Source organism: Microcystis sp. LE19-84.1B, assembly GCF_027531875.1.
In the GTDB taxonomy this organism is placed as follows: Bacteria; Cyanobacteriota; Cyanobacteriia; order Cyanobacteriales; family Microcystaceae; genus Microcystis; species Microcystis panniformis.
This window is the reverse complement of the sequence record NZ_JAPZSR010000075.1, coordinates 1-1,943: the sequence shown is the minus strand read 5'-3', so window position 1 is coordinate 1,943 and position 1,943 is coordinate 1. Positions and strand designations below refer to the sequence as shown.

3 protein-coding genes are annotated in these 1,943 nt (G+C 38.5%); 2 read left to right on the top strand and 1 reads right to left on the bottom strand.

The features are described from left to right. Together O9324_RS04215 and O9324_RS04210 are read left to right on the top strand one after the other, a co-directional pair. Positions 1-552 (top strand): Uma2 family endonuclease (locus O9324_RS04215; RefSeq protein WP_288139547.1); only part of this gene is annotated, 552 nt, incomplete at its 5' end. 99 nt (positions 553-651) lie between these two features. Beyond that, complete coding sequence (locus O9324_RS04210) at positions 652-1,119, top strand: DUF29 domain-containing protein (RefSeq protein WP_002757365.1); 468 nt, start codon at positions 652-654, stop codon at positions 1,117-1,119. Between the two features lie 77 nt (positions 1,120-1,196). On the opposite strand, the gene O9324_RS04205 is transcribed toward O9324_RS04210, so the two are convergent. After that, positions 1,197-1,772, bottom strand: a complete 576-nt coding sequence (locus tag O9324_RS04205) for a Uma2 family endonuclease (RefSeq protein ID WP_002784917.1) — start codon at positions 1,770-1,772, stop codon at positions 1,197-1,199. Positions 1,773-1,943 lie beyond the last annotated feature (171 nt).

Here is a 1,943-nt window from a genome sequence, read left to right as displayed (position 1 = left end):
ACGGCGATCGCTCTCTCTATCACCCTTGAACAGTTTGAAGCCCTTGCTGCGGTCAACCGTGACTTAAAATTAGAACGTACAGTTCAAGGAGAATTAATCGTGAATCCCCCGACAGGTGGCGAATCAGGACAGCGTAATTTTCGCATAACAGGACAATTGTTTCGCTGGTGCGAAGAAAATGAAGCTTTAGGGGTCGGGTTTGACTCTTCCACTGGATTTATACTACCAAATGGGGCGATTCGTTCTCCCGATCTATCTTGGGTGAGTCGAGAACGCTGGGAATCTTTAACCCCTAAGCAGAAAAAGGGATTTATTCCCCTCTGCCCCGATTTTGTGGTGGAATTGCGGTCTGAATCCGATAGTCTTGACAAATTACAGAAAAAACTGCTCGAATATAGGGAAAATGGCGCAAGGTTAGGCTGGTTAATCGATCCGCAGAATCGGCAAGTTGAAATTTATCGTCAAGGAAAGGAGGTAGAAATATTAGAAAATCCCACTGATTTATCGGGTGAAGATGTTTTACCCAATTTTAGCTTAAATTTAAAGCTCTGATGTTTTCAGGAGTAATCCTGCGATATTCTGCCAATCTTTTTGAGATCGGGGATTCGCTTCTAAATTATCTAAGAATTCCTTTTTCTAGGTCATCATCAAATGAGCATCGAAAAGTCTTTAGTCTCCTCAGGTAAAAGTCTTTATCAAGAAGATTTCTACCGATGGTTACAAGAAACCGCTAATTTACTCAAAGAACATCGTTTTGAAAAATTAGACTTAGAAAATTTGATCGAAGAAATTGAAACGATGGGAAGGAGTGAAAAACGAGAACTAGAAAGTCGCTTAACCGTCATTGCCGAACATTTGCTTAAATTGACTTACTGGCTAACTGAAAAGGAAGCAAATGCTCAAGGATGGCGCAGCACAATTGTTGAACAACGCCGACAAGTTCAACGCTTATTAAAAGAGAGTCCAAGTCTGAGAAGATTGATTCCTGAAATCTGGATAGATTGTTACCAAGCAGCCAGAGAAGATACTGTAAGAAAGTATCTTCTCTCTGCTGATTTATTCCCGATTGAATCACCCTTTACCCTTGCAGAAATCCTTGATTCTGACTATCTTCCTTAAAACTCAAGTTCGGTATTTTATCGATGAAGACAATGCCCAACAAAGCAAAGCGTTAAACGGCAATCACTACCTCTGATTTACCAAATCAAAGTAAGATTTAAACTAAATTCTGGCAGAATACTTTCCCCCGATAAACTCTCTGGATTAGTTAAAATTTCTACTGCCTGTCCTTGACGATAAATTTCTACTTCTCTCGTTTTTCTATTGATTAACCAACCTAAACGAGTCCCATTATCTAAATATTCCTGCATTTTTTTCCTAGTAGTTTCTAGGCTATCACTAGGAGACATTAATTCAATGACAAAATCGGGAGATAGAGGTAAAAATCTTTCCTTTTGTTGTGGGGTTAAAGCTTGCCATTTTTCTAAAGGTATCCAAGCAGCATCGGGAGAGCGATCGGCCCCATTCGGTAGTTTAAACCCCGTGGAGGAATCAAAAACTACACCTAATTTATGTAGGTTATTCCATAACCATAATTGGGCAGTGATTCCAGCGTTAGAATTACCAGTTTCTCCTCCGGTTGGTGGCATAATAATTAAATCTCCTTTCGCATTGCGTTCCAAACGTAAATCTCGGTTATCCTGACACAGTTGAAAGAATTGTTCATCGCTGAGTTGCCAAGATTCAAATTTAATTTCTACTACTGTCATCATAGATTCTCTTTTATATTTATAGGATTATATAATTACCAAATATTATCAAGTTCTAAGACAAATTGAGATAAAATATTTTCCCCCGATAAACTCTCTGGATTAGTTAAAATTTCTACTGCCTGTCCTTGACGATAAATTTCTACTTCTCTAGTTTTTCTATTGATTAACCAA